The 17,173-nt window shown below is 71.2% G+C and carries 14 protein-coding genes and 1 tRNA gene; 9 read left to right on the forward strand and 6 right to left on the reverse strand.

The annotated features are described in order from the left end of the window. Positions 1-17 precede the first annotated feature (17 nt). From BX286_RS17170 to BX286_RS37010, 4 genes are all read right to left on the reverse strand, one after another. Positions 18-3,011: an ATP-binding protein gene (locus BX286_RS17170; RefSeq protein WP_121015384.1), complete on the reverse strand. Its 2,994-nt coding sequence runs from the start codon at positions 3,009-3,011 to the stop codon at positions 18-20. Positions 3,012-3,018: 7 nt separating this feature from the next. Next, positions 3,019-3,573 carry a hypothetical protein gene (locus tag BX286_RS17175; RefSeq protein ID WP_121015386.1) on the reverse strand — a complete coding sequence of 185 codons (555 nt, stop codon included), beginning with the start codon at positions 3,571-3,573 and terminating at the stop codon, positions 3,019-3,021. A gap of 106 nt (positions 3,574-3,679) precedes the next feature. After that, a complete protein-coding gene (locus BX286_RS17180) occupies positions 3,680-3,940 on the reverse strand; it encodes a hypothetical protein (protein WP_121015388.1) in 261 nt (86 codons plus the stop codon). Positions 3,941-4,026: 86 nt separating this feature from the next. Further along, positions 4,027-5,685: a conjugal transfer protein gene (locus BX286_RS37010; RefSeq protein ID WP_222842055.1), complete on the reverse strand. Its 1,659-nt coding sequence runs from the start codon at positions 5,683-5,685 to the stop codon at positions 4,027-4,029. A gap of 273 nt (positions 5,686-5,958) precedes the next feature. Between BX286_RS37010 and BX286_RS17190 the strand changes: the two genes are divergently transcribed. From BX286_RS17190 to BX286_RS17230, 9 genes are all read left to right on the forward strand, one after another. Next, entirely contained in the window at positions 5,959-6,417 is a 459-nt protein-coding gene (locus tag BX286_RS17190) for a hypothetical protein (RefSeq protein WP_121015390.1), read from the forward strand. A gap of 41 nt (positions 6,418-6,458) precedes the next feature. Next, a complete protein-coding gene (locus BX286_RS17195) occupies positions 6,459-7,094 on the forward strand; it encodes a hypothetical protein (RefSeq protein ID WP_121015392.1) in 636 nt (211 codons plus the stop codon). After that, positions 7,091-8,119, forward strand: coding sequence for a hypothetical protein (locus tag BX286_RS17200; RefSeq protein ID WP_121015394.1), 1,029 nt, complete (start codon positions 7,091-7,093; stop codon positions 8,117-8,119). Before BX286_RS17195 ends, BX286_RS17200 begins: the two co-directional genes overlap by 4 nt. A gap of 8 nt (positions 8,120-8,127) precedes the next feature. Next, the gene (locus BX286_RS17205; RefSeq protein WP_121017671.1) at positions 8,128-8,505 is read left to right on the forward strand and encodes a DUF4913 domain-containing protein; all 378 of its coding nucleotides are present in this window, start codon (positions 8,128-8,130) and stop codon (positions 8,503-8,505) included. 191 nt (positions 8,506-8,696) lie between these two features. After that, entirely contained in the window at positions 8,697-9,389 is a 693-nt protein-coding gene (locus BX286_RS17210; protein WP_121015396.1) for a hypothetical protein, read from the forward strand. Between the two features lie 10 nt (positions 9,390-9,399). Next, complete coding sequence (locus BX286_RS17215; RefSeq protein ID WP_261993449.1) at positions 9,400-11,436, forward strand: peptidoglycan DD-metalloendopeptidase family protein; 2,037 nt, start codon at positions 9,400-9,402, stop codon at positions 11,434-11,436. A 93-nt stretch (positions 11,437-11,529) separates the two neighbouring features. After that, on the forward strand, positions 11,530-13,263 hold the full coding sequence (locus tag BX286_RS17220) for a type IV secretory system conjugative DNA transfer family protein (protein ID WP_121015400.1): 1,734 nt from the start codon (positions 11,530-11,532) through the stop codon (positions 13,261-13,263). A gap of 312 nt (positions 13,264-13,575) precedes the next feature. Beyond that, the gene (locus BX286_RS17225) at positions 13,576-14,199 is read left to right on the forward strand and encodes a hypothetical protein (protein ID WP_148710277.1); all 624 of its coding nucleotides are present in this window, start codon (positions 13,576-13,578) and stop codon (positions 14,197-14,199) included. After that, positions 14,196-15,206 (forward strand): hypothetical protein, encoded by a 1,011-nt coding sequence (locus BX286_RS17230; RefSeq protein ID WP_121015404.1) that lies wholly within the window; start codon positions 14,196-14,198, stop codon positions 15,204-15,206. Before BX286_RS17225 ends, BX286_RS17230 begins: the two co-directional genes overlap by 4 nt. Positions 15,207-15,441: 235 nt before the next feature. Here the strand turns inward: BX286_RS17230 and BX286_RS17235 are convergent. Next, a tRNA-Thr gene (locus BX286_RS17235) sits at positions 15,442-15,515 on the reverse strand. A gap of 105 nt (positions 15,516-15,620) precedes the next feature. After that, positions 15,621-17,156, reverse strand: a complete 1,536-nt coding sequence (locus BX286_RS17240) for an alpha/beta hydrolase (protein WP_121015406.1) — start codon at positions 17,154-17,156, stop codon at positions 15,621-15,623. Positions 17,157-17,173: the final 17 nt, after the last annotated feature.

Below are 17,173 nucleotides of genomic sequence, written 5' to 3' on the forward strand. Positions count from 1 at the left end.
CTCGGTACGCGGAGCCCTTATCGCTCGGCTGCGGCCTCGGCCTCGGCCGCCCGCTCCTCGCGGGCGGCCTCCTGCATGAAGGTCCAGTCCCACACGCTGAGCGGCGGGTCGACGGACTGGCGGCCCGGGCGGGTGGTGCCGTTGGTGTCCGTGGCGGCGAGGATCTCCTGGAAGACCAGGTCAACCGCCACCGTGCCGACCCGCTTGTCCACGTCCCGCTGGAGGCAGACACCCGTCCGCAGCTCCTGGAGGGAGTTGGACACCTTCGTGTCGCTCTCGGGCCGGCCCAGCAGCGGCGCCACCAGCGATGCCTCCTGGGCGGACTTCTGCTTGAAGGCGAAGACCGTGTGGATCTGGTTGGCGCCACCGCTGCGGGCCTCGGAGTCCTCGATCTGCACGAGGTCGATGGCCTGCTGCGTGATCAGGACGATCACCGCCAGGTACGAACGGCCCTGCTTGAGCGCGCGCCGCATCAGGTCGCGGCCGCTCTCGGTCGCGGTGACCACGTACGCCTCGTCGACGAACAGCGCCTTGGGCCGCAGACCGACCTCGCCCGTCACCGGGTTCTTCTCGTAGCCGACGTCGAGCATCTGGCTGCCCAGCTCCACGACCGCCATCAGCGCGGTGGCCGCCAGCCGCTCGGCCGGGTTCCAGCTGCGCGGGTCGGAGGAGGCCGGGGTCTGGAAACCGCGCAGGGTGATGACCGTACGGCGCTTGCGCATCGCGGACAGGGTCTGCGGGTTCTCGGCGAAGGCGAGTCGCGCGTACGGCAGGGTCCGCAGCTCGGTCAGCAGCATCTGGGCGAGCTTGAGGTCCTTGACGGCCTCGCGGTCGCCGCTCGCCACCGCCTCGTCGTACGCCCGGATGACCTCGTCGACCACCTGCCACAGCGTCGGCCTGGGCACCTGCCGCTCGGCGTCGCGAGCGCTCAGCCCCTGCTCGGTGGCCTGGCGGATGGCGGAGTTGTACCAGCCGACCACCGTGGCCATCGCCTCGATGACGGGCAGGCGCACCCGCTGGTAGTCCTCGTCGCCGAGGAAGCCGCGCAGCATGGTCTCCGCCAGCAGTCGCCCGGAGGGCACGTCACGCGCCACCACCCACGGGTCGAGCACGCCGGCCTGGCCCTTGAGGAGGTCGACGACCTCGGTCTCGGCCCAGAACTCCGGGTTGACCGGCTGGAAGCGGCTCTGCGGGGTCCCGAGCAGGCCCGCCTCGGCGTCGAGGGGGAACTCGGGGTCGTTCACCTGGGACCCGAAGGCCAGGTAGTAGCAGAGCTGTGCGAAGTCGGTCTTGGGGTCGATGACCAGGCAGCGCACGCCCGACTCCGACTCCTCGTAGAACTTCTGCAGCGCCAGCGAGGACTTGCCGCCGCCGGAGGCGCCGACGATGGCCACGCCACCGCCGTCGTTGCGCGCCGGGCCGACGTGCAGGGAGTAGTGGACGGGGGTCTTGCCGGCCCAGCCGACGAGGTTGCCCACCCAGCCGAGCTGCTTGCCCGAGCGGTGCTCGGGGTTGTCCCCGAGCTCCGTGCCGGCCGTCGGCAGACCGGCGCCGAGCTGCTCGACCTCCTGGAGCCGCAGGTACGGCGCGATGGGCAGCTTGGGCGCGTCGCCCGGCAGCTGCGACTGCAGCAGGCGCCACTGCTGGCGGCTCGGGCGCAGCAGGGTGACCTTCAGGTCCTGCTTGAACTGCATCTCCAGGATGCGGCGGCGGCGCTCCAGCTCGGCGAGGTCGGGGGCGGAGATCGTGAAGCGGATCTGCGCCTCCATGCCCGGCATCTTGTGCTCCTCCACGTCGTCGAGGAGGTTCTGGGCACGGGTGACCTGGGCGGCGAGCTGGGTACCGGGGACACGGCCGGAGTTGGCCATGTCGTTCATCTCGTCGACGAGGTTGCCGCTGATCTTCTTCGCCCGGTCCTGGAACTTCAGGTACGGGATGAGGGTGAACCGCATGTCGATCTCGACGGGGAAGTCGACGTGCTGCGCCGCGTAGCGGGCCCACGCGGTCGACTGCCGGAAGCGGGTCTCGGTGGGCCAGCTCGCCGCGACGAGGGTCGTCGTGTAGCTGGTGTGGCGCTCACCGGTCATCTCGTCGTACTGGTGCAGGACGATGTGCGTCTTGCGGTTCTCGCCGGAGAAGTCGATGACGAGGTCGAACTGGTCGGGACCCCAGGCGCGGCTGCCGAGCACCGGCTCGGCGGGGATCGGCAGGTCGCCGTGGAGCGGCTTGCGGATCAGCCAGACCAGTTCCTCACGGCTGAGCGGGGTGCCGCCGAGGCCATCGAGGCTCTCGTGGACCTCACGGGCGACCTGGGCCCACTGGGCCAGCAGCTCCGGCGACAGGTACTCGTCGTGCACGCCCGTGGCACCGGCCGCCGCCGCGTCGGCGGCGTCCCGTACGGACCGCGTCAGACCGGCCTCCTCGACCGGGTCGTCGCCGCCGGGCAGCACGCCGCTGTCGCCGCCGGACTTCCGCTTCATCGAACCCAGCTTGACCAGCAGGACGTTGCGCTCGCGCAGCGCGCCGATGCGCTCCTGGTACTCGGCCTTGCGGAAGTTGTACGCCTTGTAGTTCTCCGTCGGGTCCCAGGCCACGGCGTTGAGCTGCTCGGCCCAGTCCTGGGCGGTGATCGGCCGGTACACCTTGCGGTAGTGGCACTCGACGTTGCGGTCACCGCGGGCGAGGTTGAGCAGCGCGCGGGCCGGGGCCTCGGCCATGGCCTGGAGCTCGACCGCGTTGAGGTACTCGTCGATGGCCGTGGGCAGGGCGATGCCCGTCCAGACGGAGTCGCCGTGGACGAAGATCATGTCGTCGGCGTACCGGTAGGGCAGCCGCATCTCCTCGCGCCGCTTGGCCTGGGACCGGTCGCGGGAGGAGCCGCTGTCCGACGTGCGCGAACCGCCGGAGGCGCCCTTCCCGGAACCGGCGTTCTTCTTGGAGGAAGTGGACGCGAGCAGCATGGCGATCAGGAAGAACGCGACCGCTCCGCCAAAAATGATCAGCATGAACATGGAGGAGTCATCCTGCGGTCTCGGAGGGTGCGGTCTCGGCGGGTGCGTTCGTCGATGAGGTGGCGGGGGACGCCGCGGACGCGGCGTACGAGGAGCCGTGCCGGGCCGCCGTGGCCAGCGCCGCCTCGTACCGCTGGTGCCAGCGGCGTGCCTGCGGCTGCCAGAGGATGACCTGCCAGCGCAGCTCCTCCGGCTCGCGGTCCGCGGCCAGGCCCTGCAGGCGCTTGGGCTGGACCCAGTAGTCCGCCCAGACCACCACCTGCTGGCTGAGCGTGAGGGCGGAGGGCAGCGGCCGGCCCCAGACGAAGTAGACGGCGACCGGCGGTCCCAGGTAGAGGACCGACGTGATGAGGGACAGGCCCAGGAAGGGCAGGAGGGTGGAGAGCGAGAGCAGCACCACGAGCCACAGCACGCCGAAGCCGAAGGCCGCGCCCAGGGCGGGCAGGAGCAGACCGGGAAGCGGGATGTTGCCCCAGTTCCAGATGCGCTTGGGCCGGTTCAGCAGGTCCGTGTGGTCGTAGGCGACCATGGGCGCCGGCGCGTCCGGCGTGTCCTGCGTCATCGGTCGGTCCCCCTCTCTGGCGTGGTCGCGTGCCGTGCGCCGCGGTCGCGGGCGGCACGTCTACGGTCGCGGGCGGCGTACCTTTCGCCGCGGCCCGTCCCGTCGGTCAGCCCTTGCCGCCGATCTGCTCGCCGAGGCCGATGAGCATGCCGGCGAGGCCGGCGGCGCCGCCGATGATGAAGGCGGCCAGCGCGATCATGCCGAAGCCCTGGAACGCCTCGCGCATGCCGTCGCCGCGCTTCATCGACAGCAGCATCCGGATGCCGAGGATGAGCAGGGCGCACGAGGCGACGGTGAGGCCCAGGCCGGCCAGGATGGTCTGGATCGACTTGAACATGCCGTCGAGGGTCGTCGCTGCCAGGATCATGAGGTGTCTGTCCTTCGGTGTGAGGGGCGTACGGATGGGTGGCGCGTCGGGCGGGGCGGTCGGTACGCCGCCTCGCGGATGACGCGTCAGTGGGACTTGGAGGCTTCCGGCTTGGGCGAGGGGGAGGGGCCGGCGGAGGCCGGACCGGACGGCGAGGGCGAACCGGACGGGGCCGGTGAGCCGCTCGCTCCGGTGGCCGGGGCGGCGCTCGGCGAGGCCGTGGCCGTGCCCGGTGTGTCCGCGCGGCCGCCCGTCGGGTCCATGACACCGCCGCGGATGTCCTTGATGAACCAGCCCTGCGCCGTGTTCACCACGGTCACCCGGTACGAGCGCTTCAGCGTCACTTCCGCCTTGGCGTCATCGGCCCCTCCGCCGCCCCAGGCGACGGTCACCCGTGCCGGGACCGCCTGGCCCTGGTTGTACGTGATCTTCTTGCCCGTCTCGGTGCCCTCGGGGGCCAGCGCCTGGACCTCCTGGACGACCGGTGTGGTCAGCGCGCCGGCCAGGCCCGAGACCGCCGCCGGGGTGGCGTCGGGGGTGGTGAAACGGGCGAGGGCGGTGGTGTCGGAGGCGGCCCACGCCTTGAAGTAGCCCGCGAAGACCTGGTCCCTGAGCTGGTTGGAGAGTTCCTGGTCGACGACCTCTCCCCCCTTCTCCAGCGCGGGCGCGGTGTCACGGACCGGCAGCGGCATCTCGCCGACGTTGCCGACGACCCGCAGCCCCGAAGCTCCGGCGAGGTCCTTGACGTACACCGGTACGGAGAGGGTGGTGGTGCGGCCGCCCGCGTAGGTGACCTGGATGTTGAGGTACCGGCCGTTCTTCCCGTACTCGGGGAGCTCTTCGACGGTCCCGTCCCAGCTCGCCTGCTTGACCTGCTGCTTGCCCCTCCCGTTCCACCCGCAGTCCCGGTCGACGCCGGACGAGATGTAGTGGGAGAGGGATTCACGGCGCTTGTCGGCGTTCTCCGGCGAGTACGTCATGCACAGGGACGCGTACTCCTCGGCGAAGACCGCCGCCGACTGGACCGGGAAGTCGGTGAGCCGGTAGCGGGTCAGGTCCTGCCCGTCGAGGGCGGCGGGCTTCACGGAGACGGACGACCTGCCGATGACCAGGCCGGTGACACCGCAGGACCCGAGCGCGAAGGCGCAGGCGGTGATCATCAGGGTCGCGCGCAGGGCGACGTGCGTGCTCCTGCCGTTCGAGGGCAGTCGGCCGCCGGGGCGCGGCACCTCGAACCGGGCTTCCGGCCCCTTGGCGCCGCTGCGCTCCGGCGCCGGTACAGCGGCGGCGGACGGGTCCGCGGCAGTGGCGGGCGCGGCGGCGGCAGCGGGTGCGGCGGATACGGGTGCGGCGGATACGGCCGGTATCCCGGCGACGGAAGCCTTCCCGCCCCCCTTGCGGCTCTCGCGCGCGGCCTTCTTGCTCTCGTACTCGGCCTTGCGGGCCGCCTTCTTGCGTTCGTACTCGGCCTTGCGCGCGGCCTTCGCCTGCTCCCGCTTGTCCTTCTTCGACTCGGCGGCGGGCCCTTCCGCGCGCGGCGGAAGGCTCGGTACGGCGGCCTGGCCAGGCGGGACGTTGGACTGCGGGGCCACGCGCACCCACGCGGCAGCCACCTGGCTGCGGGCCGCCTCGGCCGAGAGCTGGGGCACGGGCGGGGCGTCGTACGGACCCGGCGCCTGCTGCGCGGGGTGCCCGGCGGACCGGCCCTCGCCGACCCCGTCCGCAGAACTGCTGTGGTCCGTCATCGAGTCGGCTCTCTCCCCGCGTGTGATCCCCGTCCGCCGGTCGGGCGTGCGGCGGGCCCTGGTGAGACCAGGTGCGGACCGCAGTGTGGCAAATCGAGCTGACATTCCCCTCCCGCTTTTCCCCGCGAGAGGGGGTGAGGAAAAAATAAGGAATCCCTGCGAGGAAAACCGAGGGGCCGTCGGCGCGGTGCCCCGCCCACGGCTCCGTCACAATGCCGGGTTGTGCCCCAGTCGCGGGCGCGGAGCCGTCCCCGACCTCCCGAAGGACGAGAGTTGAGCGAGCAGAAGCTTCACCCGTGGCAGGACGCGGGCACCGCCCCCGAGGCCCCCGAACCGCCGCTGGTGGAGGCCGAGCACGCCTGGATCGCCGGCTACGAGCCGGGAAACCCCTGGCAGTCGAAGCTCTGCCTGCGCACCCCGCACGGCACGGTCACGTACCCCCTGACCCCGCACACCATGCCGGACCTGCTGGAGGGCCTGGTGGTGGTCGCGCAGGCGCAGCAGGGGGTGACGGGCGCGGACGCCCTGTACGACTCCGAGGCCGACGAGCCCGAGGACGACGCGGAGCCCCATGAGCCGACGGAGACCCCGAGCATCCACAACGGCCGCGCGGCACGCCTGACCGGCTGGGCCGTGGTCCACGAACTGTGGGAGCGCGAGGACCCGAAGGTCCGCCTCATCATGGGCGCGATCGTGGTGGCCGTGTTCGCGTTGGGGATCTTGCTTTCCTGACGAGATACGGTCAACTGCACGCCACGCACGAAGGAGCGCACATGCTGACGGAGACCACCGGCCGCACGCCCCAGGACCTCGCCGCCGAACTGACCGGCCTGCGCACGGTCGACGACTGGCCGTCGGTCTGGTCCGGTCCGCCGCAAGGCGGTTCGGCCGAGTTCGACGCGTGGTGCGGCCGGTACGGCTGGGAACCGCTGACCTTCGACCGGCAGCTGCGCGTACGGACCCGCAGCGGCGGACGATGGACGTTCTACGACCGCATCGGCGGCGAGTGGAGCCCGCTGGTGAACCTGACGCACTATCCGTGGCAGGTGAGGGCCGGCTCGGCAGCCGAGAACAGCGAGGTCCTCACGACCGCCGCCGCGGTCTGGCCGGCGCACCTGGAGGCAGCCGTGGGCGTGTTGGGCGCGCCCACATGGACCGGCCCCTGGGACGCCCCGGACTTCCCGGAGCCGCCCCACCCGTCGTACTGGCACAGCCGTGACGCGCGCATGCGGTCGCGCCGCCCCTACCAGTTCGCGTACTGGGCACCGGGCGCGGACGTGTCGGGACAGCCGTTCATCGTGCTGAGCCAGTCGGTGGCGTTCCCGACCTGGACTGCCGACATGCCCGGCGGATCGGCGATCTCCCTCGACGTGTACGCGCCCGAAGAGCTCCAGGGCTCCGGCCGATGACGGATGCGACGCACCCCACTCCCGCCGAGCTCGCACGCGCCATCGCGCTGGAGACCGCGTACGAGGCGTCCAAGCCGCGCACCCCGGACCGGGTGGAGGAGGTGACGTCCCGTATATGGGGCGACTGGGCAGCGGCATACCCGGAGGCCGGGACCCGGCCACCCCTGCTGGACTTCATCCGTGAGGTCGCCGGCACCCGTTCGGTCACCATCGAGGGCCGTGGCGACACCCGCGCCTTCTGGTCCTACAGGTCCCAGCCGGAAGGCGCCCCGCAGGACGTGGGACACCGGTTCCTCGCGCAGGCGTGCGGTGAGAGCCGCGGGTACCAGGTGCTGGAGGACACCGAAGCGGGCCGGACGCTGGACTCCTACCACCTGTGGCAGCCCGAGGTGCAGAAAGCACTGGCCCAGGACCTCGGTCTGCCCGAGCAGGAGTTGCAGTCACTGGCTCCGGAGGTCTGGAAGGCCGCCTCGTTCCGCTATGCCCAGGCGGCCCAGGGGCCGGTCGTGGCCTTCGCCGCCGATATCGGCGCCCGTTCCGTCCTCGGTGAGATCGAGATGCCGCAACTCCTCGATCACCCGAACGTCGGGAAGGAAGGCGTCAGGTTTCCCCTCCCGCTCCCCCGCCACGAACATCTGCCCGCGGAGCTGGACGAGCTGATGTCGGACGAGGCCGTACGGTGCCAGCTGCGGATGGAGGACTACGACGCGAAAAGCACCACCCCCGCGACGTTCGCTGCCAAGCTCGCTGCCATCGACGCCCCCGAGCGGCAGAGAACGGCACTCGCGGCGGCCGTCACGAGCCTGCGGGCGGCCGAGAGTTACACGGATCTGGCGGGACCGGCTGCAGGACACCAACAGCCCGAGCCCAAGAAGCCCGTACTGGGTCAGTCCTTCATCCACGGGGCGGCCATCCCCACCACCCTCACCGTGCCACCCCGCCCCGCGATCGCCGTAGCCAGCACCCATGGCGTGATCAACCCCGGGATTGAGGCCGCACCCGAGTCGGCGGGAATCGGACGGTGACCGGCTCCGTGGACACGACCGCTCCCGGCGAGCAGGTCGAGCTGTACTTCTCCGATGTCTTCGCCTTCGTCAAGGATTTCCTCGCCCCGACCGTCCGCCGCCGCCTCAACGGCTCCTCCGCCACCTGGTGCCCCCGCTGGTGGGAGCACCCCGAGGCCGGCGCGCGGCTCTCCGCGCTCTGGCTGGCCTGGGAGCAGCTGCGCCTGGAACCGACGCTCGGCCTGTCGACCTGGTGGCTGCACCACGCCGACCCGCACCTGCGGGTGCTGATGGACACCGACCTCGGCCCGTTCGCGGCCTGCTCCCCCAAGCCGGGCGGGCACACGGCGTACCCCTTCGACCCGCTCCCACTGGAGGAGTACGACCCGGAGGCACAGCCCTTGTAAGGAACCGGTGAGGAGGCACGGCGCGATCCTCACCGTTTCCCCACATCCGTCAACAACCCTCTGCCCGGCCCGCTTTCCTCACGGCGAACCCTTCGCTTTCCTCGGCTTTCCCCGCGAGGAAAACCCGCGCTCCCCTGGCCGTCCCGCCACCTACCGTGTCTCGGCGACCTGACTGAGGGAGGGCCGGGACGGTGGACTCACCCGCCGAGAACAAGCGAAGTGCGGTACTGGCGCTGGCACTACTGGGTGCGCTGCTGGTCGGCAGCCTCGTCGTGCTCACCGTCTTCAACGGCGAGGACGAACCCGCGGACGACGCCAAGCCCAAGGCATCCGCCACACGAGGCGCGGGCACGGGCGCGGCCACCAGCACGGGCGCCGGTCCCGCCGCCGGAGCGGCCACGCCGCAGTCCGGGTCGGCCGCCGGCGTACCCCTCATCGTCCAGCCCGCCGACCTCGCCAACGCCCACCGCGCGATGGCCGACTACATGGCGGGCATCAACACCTTCAAGTACACCGACAACACCGCCTCCTGGGCGCCTCGTCTGCTGGCCCTCACCGACGGGGGCGAGACGATGAAGAAGCTGACCGTGCTGCCGACCGACAAGGCATGGGCCACCTGTCAGCAGGCCAAGTGCTCTTCCGCGGGGCGGGCCACCGTACGCCGGGACGCACTGATCGCCGACGAACTCACGCGCGGCAGCGGCCAGGCGATCTCAAGCGTGGTGGAAGTGACCGCGACCCGCTCCAGCGACGGCCGCAAGACCGAGACCGAGACCAACACCTGGCTGGTGAGCGCCCGCAAGAGCGGCGGCACGTGGCAGGTGAACGGCTTCGACATCTACGGCCTGGGCAACGTGGGCGCGCCCGAGCCCAAGGGGGGGTGAGGCAGCCGTGGTGGCTCCTGCCGTACTGGCGGCCGCGTCGAAGGCCGCCAAGGTGGCGAAGGCCGCCAAGAGCGCGGCCCAGGTCGCTTCGGGACAGGGCGGCAAAGGCGGCGGGAAGAAGAAGAACAACCTCAAGTGGGCGTTGATCATCGCAGGCGTCGGCTCGATGCCGACCCTCGGCATCGTCCTCGTCGTCATGCTCCTGATCATGGCCCTCGTGGGGGGCCTCGGCGGCGGCGCCGCCCAGGCGGCCTGCGGCAACTACGCGGAGAACGCGGGCGCCGGCAATACCGGCGACAAGGCGGGCACGAACCCGATCATGCCCGCCGGCAAGATGTACATGCCGAGCGACACCGCCCGTGACGAGATACCTCCGAAGATGATCCTCGCCTCGATGCGCGCGGCCGCGCGCTACGACGGCCTGGACTGGACGATCATCGCCGGGCAGATGTACCAGGAGACGAGGTACGGCCAGGACAAGTCCGCGGCCCCGGGCGGAGACAACGGCCTCGGCTACAAGGGCCTGCTGCAGTTCGGTGACTGGGCCTGGGGCCAGTATGGCGAGGACGGCAACGGCGACGGCCAGAAGGACCGTTACGGCATCGACGATCTGGCCTTCGCCGCGGCCAACTACATGCACGCCCTGAAGGCGGAGACCAACGCCTGGGACGCGCTGCTCGGCTACTCCGGCTCCACCAAGACCAACACGGTCTATCCCCGCGTGGTCCTCACCCAGGCCGCCCGCTACCGAGGCACCCTCACCAGCGACAAGGACCTGATCAACCGCTGGTACGCGCACCTGAAGGCCACCGTCGAGAAGAATCCTTCCTTCCCGGTCCTGGGCCAGAGCCAGGGCATTCCCGAGCCCGTCAGCAGCGACGCCCAGCCGAGCGAGGCGCTGAGCATCCGTTCCAAGGGCCCCCACAGCTGGTCCACCCCGCCCCTCGGCGGAGGCGGGCAGGGCGGCACGACCACGGCCATGGCACCGATGGGCTTCTCCCGCCCGCTCACGGCCCCGTTCCGCCCGGACGACCCGCCCGCGACGGCCAGCGGCAAGAACTGGCAGTGGCCGCTCAAGGAGGGCTCGTACAAGCTCGGTACCAAGTACCACCAGGAAGGCCCGCACTGGAGCCTCGGCTACCACACCGGGCTCGACCTGGAAGCGTCCACCGGCACCCCGATCTACGCCCCGGCCGACGGCAAGGTCGTGAAGGTCGGCAGCGGTGGCGCGTACGGCAACGAGACCCGCATCGAGCACGCGGGCGGCGTCATCACCCTGTACGGACACCAGAGCAGCGTCGCCGTGAAGGTGGGCGACACCGTCAAGCGCGGCGACCAGATCGGCGCGGTCGGTGAAACGGGCAACGCCTTCGGCCCCCACCTCCACTGGGAGGTGCTGATGCCGGGCGTCGACGACCCCTTCCGCAGCGGCCAGGACAACGGCCCCGGCGAGATCGACCCGGAGGGATGGCTGGCCGGGAAGATCACGGCCAGCCCCGACTACGGCAGCGTGCCCGGGGGCACGGGCAAGGGCAAGGACGCGGACTACCGCGACTGCGCCAAGAACGGCAAGGGCACCGCCGTCCCGCCGGACGGCGCCGGCTCGACCGGGCCCATCCCGGACGTCGACGACACGGTGGTGCGGGCGGCGCTCGGCTGGGCGCAGCGCGGTATCGGCAAGCCCTACGTCTGGGCGGCGGCCCGTCTGCAGGGCGACCACCCCACGTCCTTCGACTGCTCCAGCTTCACCCAGTGGATCTACTACCAAGCCAGCGGCGGCAAGATCAACATCGGGTACTCCACCTACGACCAGCAGCCGAACCTCTCCAAGTACAAGGTCGACCTGAGCCAGGCCAGGCCGGGCGACGTGATCTTCTTCAACCCCAGCTCGGCCGGTTCGGAGCACGTCGGCATCGTCTGGGATCCGGCCAAGCACACGATCCTCCACGCTCCGCGACCCGGCAAGAACGTCGAGTTCAGCAACTGGGAGTGGCAGGGGCAGATCACGGGCGTCTACCGGGTGCCGACCGGCGGATCGTTCCCCTGATCCGGCGGCCACCACCAGCCCCCGCCCCCTGAAACCAGCAGAAGACAAGATGCCGATGCCCCCCACAGGCCCGGCGGAAGGAACGCCCTGACCATGGCCCCCGAACCACAGAAGAAGCCGCGCGCCGAGGACGACTGGACGATCGAGATCGTCCTCCTCGTGGTCGGCGTCCTGGCCCTCCTGTCCGCCGCCTGGCTCGCGGCCCGCCTCGGCGCCGCGTTCGCCGACCAGCCGGAGCCCCCGGGCAACCCCTTCTCCTTCGGCATCGCCCTGGCCAAGGGCGACTACTCCTGGCCCGGCGGCGCGGCCAGCGCCATCGCCGCCGCCGAGGCGCTGCTGCTCGCCGGTCTGATCACCGCCGGGTACCGGATACGCCAGCGGCTGCGCGACAAGCCGGACGTGGACCGCGCGGCCAAGCACATGGCGGACGGGACGGGCCTCGGCAAGCTCACCATGAAGGGCGCGGCCGCGACCGCCGAGCGGCTCGGCGTGAAGGCGCAGGTGCCGGGCGTGTTCATCGGCCGCTCCGTGAAGGGCCGCCAGCCCCTGTTCGGCTCCTTCGAGGACATGCACGTCGACATCTGGGGACCGCGCACTGGCAAGACGACCCGACGCGCCATGCCGGCGATCCTCGCCGCCCCGGGCGCGGTGCTCGTGACCTCCAACAAGCGCGACATCGTCGACGGCACGCGCGGCCCACGCCAGGCCCGGGGGCAGGTGTGGGTGTTCGACCCGCAGCAGGTGGCCCAGGAGCCGCCGCTGTGGTGGTGGAACCCCCTGTCCTACGTCACCGACGTGGCCAAGGCCCGCAAACTGGCCGACCACTTCGCCTCGGGCTCGCGCGACGCCGACGCCTCCACCGACGCGTTCTTCGACCCGGCGGGCCAGGACCTCCTCGCCAACCTCCTGCTCGCGGCGGCCACCGCCAAGCTGGCGATCACCCAGATCTACACCTGGCTGTCGAACCCGAAGGACGACACCCCGGAGCGCATCCTGCGCGGCGCCGGACACCACATGCCGGCCGACGCCCTGGGCGGCGTCATCACCGCCCCCGACAAGCAGCGCAGCGGTATCTACGGCGTCGCCCAGCAGATGGCGTCCTGCCTGATCAACCCCGAGGTCAACAAGTGGGTGTCCCCGCTCGGCCCGGACGACGGCCGCCCGGAGTTCGACCCGCACGAGTTCGTCCGCTCCTCCTCGACCCTCTACTCGCTCTCCCGCGAGGGCAGCGATTCGGCCGGTCCGCTGGTGACGGCCCTGACCGTGGCCGTCGTCGAGGCGGCCGAGGAGTACGCCACCACCCAGCGGGGCGGCCGCCTGTCGCTCCCGATGGTCGGCGTCCTGGACGAGGCGGCGAACGTCTGCCGCTGGCGCGCCCTGCCCGACCTCTACTCGCACTACGGCTCGCGCGGCATCGTCCTGATGACGATCCTCCAGTCCTGGGCCCAGGGCGTCGAGGTGTGGGGCGACCGCGGCATGGAGAAGCTCTGGTCCGCCGCGAACGTCCGGGTCTACGGCGGCGGCGTCTCCGACACCCGCTTCCTCGGCGACCTCTCGGAACTGGCCGGCGAGTACGAGCTCCGCGAGTACTCCGCGACCCAGGAGGCGGAGTTCGGCGGCTGGTCCGGCAACCGCACGGTGAACGAGTCACGGCGCCGCGAGCGCCTCCTCCAGGTCTCCGACCTGGGCGCGATGCCCCCGGGCCGCGCCCTGGTCCTGGCTTCGGGCACGAAGCCGGTCCTGGTGGAGACCATCCCCTGGTGGGAGGGCCCGTACGCCACCGAGGTCAAGGCATCCCTCGCGAAGTACGACCCGGGCGCCCGCTGAGCCCACGAAACCGTGGCCGGCCCCCGGGGCCGGCCACGGCTCCGCTCACGCATCACAGCCGGACGGAAGTCCCGGCTGCTCCCGGGCCCAGCCCTGGGCGCCGGCGCTGCCGCTCCGGCCGCCGCGATCGTGCCGAAGCCCTGGAATACCTCGCGCATGCCGTCGCCGCGCTTCGCCGGAACCGGCCGCTCCACGACGGCCGCGCCGCCGGCTCACGGGCTGCTGTCCTTCTGCCTGCTGATACGAGCGGCCGCCCGTCACTGACGGCATGTCATGATGCCCGACGACCAACAGGATGAGGAGCTTGGGACGATGCTGACGGAGACATCGGGCCGCACGGCCCGTGACCTGGCCGCCGAGCTGGAGGGCCTGCGGGGGGTGGATTGGGCATCTGTCTGGGCGGGTCCGCCGCAGGGCGGTTCTCCCGAATGCCGCACCTGGTGCGAGCGCTACGGCTGGGAACCGCAGACGGCCGACCGCAATCTTGTGGTGCTCAGCCGGGCCGGCGGCAGGTGGACCTTCGAAGCGGGTGGCAACTGGCATCCCGTACGACGCCTGACCCACTGGGCGTGGCACCTCAAGGCAGACGAGGCGTCCGAGAACCCCGGTCTCTTGACCCGCGCGGCCGACGAATGGCCCGACTTCGTCAAAGCGGCCGAAAGCGTGCTGGGGCCCGCGGTATGGGCCGGCCCCTGGGATGCACCAGACTTCCCGGAGCCGATGGAACCGGCGTTCTGGGAGAGCCGTGAATACCGCCTCGAGACCCGCACCCCCTACCGGATGGCGTACTGGAAGCCGGTGGGTGACCATCCCGGGCAGGCACTCATCGTGCTTGCGCAGTCGGTGTCGTTCACAGCGTGGACCACTGACACGCCGGGCGGTTCGCGGATCCAGCTGACCGTGAATGCCCCTGAAGGTTCACGGAGGAACCCGTGACCCCCGACGCCCCTCCGACCCCGGAGGAGATAGCCCGGGCCTTTGCCCTCCAGCAGGAACATGCCGCGGCGGAACCACGCGACAGGCAGTCCGGGGCCGCGATAGCCCGCAGGCTGTACGGCGACTACCTGTCGACGCTCGATCCGGAGGCGGAGGGTCCCAAGCCCGGTCTTGTGGACTTCATAGAGAAGCTTGCGGCGAAGGAGTCGGTCACCAACGCGGACCGCGGCCCCCACCGCGCGTTCTGGTCCTACGAGTCCAAGCTCGAGGGCGTGGAGAAACCCGTGCCCAATCGCTTCCTGGCCAAGGCGTGTGGCCAGACGCGCGGTCTGCAGGTGCTGGAGGACACCCCCGCCGGGCACCGGCTCAACGGCTACTTCCTCGGCAACGAATTCGTGGTGGACGCGCTCGCCCGGCACTTCGACTTCGATCCGGAGGAACTGGACGCCGCTCACGGTGCCGCCTGGGACACCCTCTCGGACCGGTACGCCCTCGCAACCGAGGGACTCGTGATCGGCTTCGCCGCCGACATCACCGCGGACTCGGTCCTCGGCAAGACCGAGATACCGGCGCTCCTCAAGAACGCCGACGTCGGCAAGGAGGGCATCAAGTTCGCCACGCCGTTGCCTCAGCACGCTCACCTTCCGCCCGACGTCAACGCGTTCATGGCCCATCCCCCCATCCGCTGCCAACTGCGGATGGGAGACGACGACCCCGGGAAATCCCCCGAGGAATTCGCCATGAAGCTTCACGCCATCGATGTCCCCGAGGACCAGAAGCAGGCCCACGCGGCGATCGTCGACCGGCTGTCAACGGCCAACTCCTACGAGGCACTGGACCCGACGACCGCCGAGGCGAAGCGGAGGGAGCACATGAGCACCTTCATACCCGGTGTGAACCTAGGCCACGGACTCATCCGCACGCCTCGCAGCGTCCTCACCGGCCACGGCGTGAGCGAGCCCACACCCCCGCAGATCACACCGAAGTCCTCCGGTATCGAGCACTGACCGGCAGGTCTGCCACGATGCGTTCGCGCGCACCCCTCCCTGTACCGAGCAGCGAGCATGCGGGGGCGCTGACCAAGACCACGGGCGGAACCGCCCAGCACCTGGTTCCGGCGTACCTGGCGGCCACCGCACCCCGGGGGGCGCCCGCGTGGGCCGGTTCCCGCCCCATGCCCTCACACCAAGCAAAAAAGCAAAAGCCCCAGGTCACGGCGAGTGAGTCCTGGGGCTTCTACAGAGCCGCCTTCGGGATTCGAACCCGAGACCTACGCATTACGAGTGCGTTGCTCTGGCCAACTGAGCTAAGGCGGCACCGCTGGGAAGACAAGATTTTCCCCGCAGGGAGCCTCTCATCAGCAGCGTCGCCAAGTCTACAGGGTGGGAAGCGATGCCCCGAACCGGGTTCCGGCTGTGGGGTCAGCAGCGTTTGCCCGGGGTGGGGGGACTGCCCTCCAGGAGGTAGCGGTTGATCGCGGTGTCGATGCAGTCGCTGCCGCGGCCGTACGCGGTGTGGCCGTCGCCGTCGTAGGTCAGGAGGGTGCCCGAGTCCAGCTGGTCCGCCAGGGCCTGGGCCCACTTGTACGGGGTCGCCGGGTCGCGGGTGGTGCCGACCACCACGATCGGGGCCGCGCCCTGGGCCTTCAGGGGCTTCGCCGTGCCCGTGGCCCTCACCGGCCAGTAGGCGCAGTTCAGCGAGGCCCAGGCCAGCCCCGCGCCGAAGACCGGCGACGCCTTCTCGAAGGACGGCAGGGCGGCGTCCACCGCCTCCGGGCCGCTGAAGGCGGCGGGCTGGTCGAGGCAGTTCACGGCGGCGTTGGCGAACATCAGGTTGGCGTACTTGCCGTCCGCGTCGCGCTCGTAGTAACTGTCGGCCAGCGCCAGCAGGGCGGCCCCGTCGCCGTTCATCGCGTCGCCCAGGGCCTGGCGCAGCTGCGGCCAGGCGCTCTCGTCGTACAGGGCCGCGATCACGCCCGTCGTCGCGAGGGACTCGCCCAGCGGGCGGCCCTGGTCGCCGGAGGGGACCGGCTGGGCGTCCAGCTTGCGGAAGAACTCCTTCAGGCGCTGGCCCTGGGCCTGCGGGGTGCCCTGGCCCAGCGGGCAGTCGGCCTGCTTCGCGCAGTCCCGGGCGAAGGAGCGGAAGGCCGTGTCGAAGCCGGCCGTCTGGTCGCGGTTGAGTTCGAGGGCGGGCCGTGAGGGGTCCATCGCCCCGTCCAGGACCAGCCGGCCCACCCGGGCCGGGAAGAGGTCCGCGTACGTCGCGCCGAGGAAGGTGCCGTAGGAGGCACCGACGTAGTTCAGCTTCTGGTCGCCGAGGACCGCCCGGAGCAGGTCCATGTCGCGGGCGGCGTCCACCGTGGAGACGTGCGGCAGGACCCGCGCCGAGCGCTGCTCGCAGCCCGCCGCGAACTCCTTGAACGCCGCCACCAGCCGGGCCCGTTCCGCCTGGTCGTCCGGGGTCTGGTCCACCTGGGTGAAGCGGTCCATGGCCGGCCCGGCCAGGCATTCCACGGGGCTGCTGCGGGACACCCCGCGCGGGTCGAAGGAGACCATGTCGTAGCGGGCGCGCACCGGCGCCGGGTAGCCGATGCCCGCGTACGCCTGGAGGTAGCCGATGCCCGATCCGCCGGGGCCGCCCGGGTTGACCACCAGGGAGCCGAGCTTCTTGCCCGGGCCGGTGGCCGTGCGGCGGGCCACCGCGATGTCCACGTCCTGGCCGGAGCCCGGGTGGGCGTAGTCCAGCGGCGCCTTCATCGTGGCGCACTGGAAGCCCTGGACACCGCAGTCGCGCCAGCTCAGCTTCTGCTCGTAGTACCGGCGCAGCGCGGAGGGGACCGCGGACGGTTCGGCCGAGGCGGAGGCCACGCCCGGGCTGCCGGAGGTACAGCCGGAGAGCAGCAGCCCGGCCGCTGCGATCACGGTCCCGGTGGTACGCAGCAGTCGCCTGGTGTCCATGCGGCGAGCGTACGGCC

This window comes from Streptomyces sp. 3211.6, assembly GCF_003634815.1.
GTDB classification, from domain to species: Bacteria; Actinomycetota; Actinomycetes; order Streptomycetales; family Streptomycetaceae; genus Streptomyces; species Streptomyces katrae_A.

What these genes read in the sequence shown, in the direction of transcription:
- BX286_RS17170 (WP_121015384.1), bottom strand. Translation starts at nt 3,011, where the DNA reads ATGTTCATGCTGATCATTTTTGGCGGAGCGGTCGCGTTCTTCCTGATC.
- BX286_RS17175 (WP_121015386.1), bottom strand. Translation starts at nt 3,573, where the DNA reads ATGACGCAGGACACGCCGGACGCGCCGGCGCCCATGGTCGCCTACGAC.
- BX286_RS17180 (WP_121015388.1), bottom strand. Translation starts at nt 3,940, where the DNA reads ATGATCCTGGCAGCGACGACCCTCGACGGCATGTTCAAGTCGATCCAG.
- BX286_RS37010 (WP_222842055.1), bottom strand. Translation starts at nt 5,685, where the DNA reads ATGACGGACCACAGCAGTTCTGCGGACGGGGTCGGCGAGGGCCGGTCC.
- BX286_RS17195 (WP_121015392.1), top strand. Translation starts at nt 6,459, where the DNA reads ATGCTGACGGAGACCACCGGCCGCACGCCCCAGGACCTCGCCGCCGAA.
- BX286_RS17200 (WP_121015394.1), top strand. Translation starts at nt 7,091, where the DNA reads ATGACGGATGCGACGCACCCCACTCCCGCCGAGCTCGCACGCGCCATC.
- BX286_RS17220 (WP_121015400.1), top strand. Translation starts at nt 11,530, where the DNA reads ATGGCCCCCGAACCACAGAAGAAGCCGCGCGCCGAGGACGACTGGACG.
- BX286_RS17225 (WP_148710277.1), top strand. Translation starts at nt 13,576, where the DNA reads ATGCTGACGGAGACATCGGGCCGCACGGCCCGTGACCTGGCCGCCGAG.
- BX286_RS17240 (WP_121015406.1), bottom strand. Translation starts at nt 17,156, where the DNA reads ATGGACACCAGGCGACTGCTGCGTACCACCGGGACCGTGATCGCAGCG.